Origin of the sequence: Mycobacterium sp. E3298 (assembly GCF_001666895.1) — a bacterium.
Classification (GTDB): domain Bacteria; phylum Actinomycetota; class Actinomycetes; order Mycobacteriales; family Mycobacteriaceae; genus Mycobacterium.
Genome location: NZ_LZJB01000289.1, coordinates 1 through 592, shown reverse-complemented (window position 1 = coordinate 592; position 592 = coordinate 1). Strand labels below are relative to the sequence as shown.

Sequence of the window (592 nt, the reverse complement as noted above, 5' to 3'; positions counted from 1 at the left end):
GCACCGTCACCCTGGTGTCCGGGTGGTCCTTGAGCACCCGCAGCACCAATTCGTGTGCGGCCCGGCTCAAATGGCGATCGGGACAGTTGATCAACCACAGCGGGGTGTCGTGCTCGAAGCGATCCCACCGCTCGCGAAGCCGCACCGCGTGATCGACGTCGATGACGAAATGCACGGCGGTCAGCTCGTCGGCATGTAGGCCATATCCGAGGCGCACCGCCTCGATCTCGGCCAGATCGATCGTGTCCACGAAGACCAGTACCTGAAGTCGCGGATGCCGCGCCAGGTCGAGGTCCTCGGCGCGAGTCATCTCCAGCACGGAGGCCTCGTCGCGATATTTCCGGTTGAGCCTCGTCAAGGCCAGCACCAGGAGCGGGAAGATCACGACGATCAGCCAGGCGCCCTCGGTGAACTTGGCCACCACGAAGATCCCCACCACGATCGTCGACATGACCCCCGCCGACAGGTTGACCGCCAGCTTGGCACGCCAGCCCGGCTCGCGCCGGGTCAGATGATGCTTGGCCATGCCATAGCCGGCCATCGCGAACGCGGTGAAGACGCCGATCGCGAAGAAGGGCACCAGCGCACTCAC

General features: G+C 65.0%; 1 pseudogene. It reads right to left on the bottom strand.

The window, feature by feature from the left end:
- Positions 1 to 592 (bottom strand): annotated as a pseudogene (locus A9X05_RS31680) (DNA-binding protein); the annotation flags it as partial.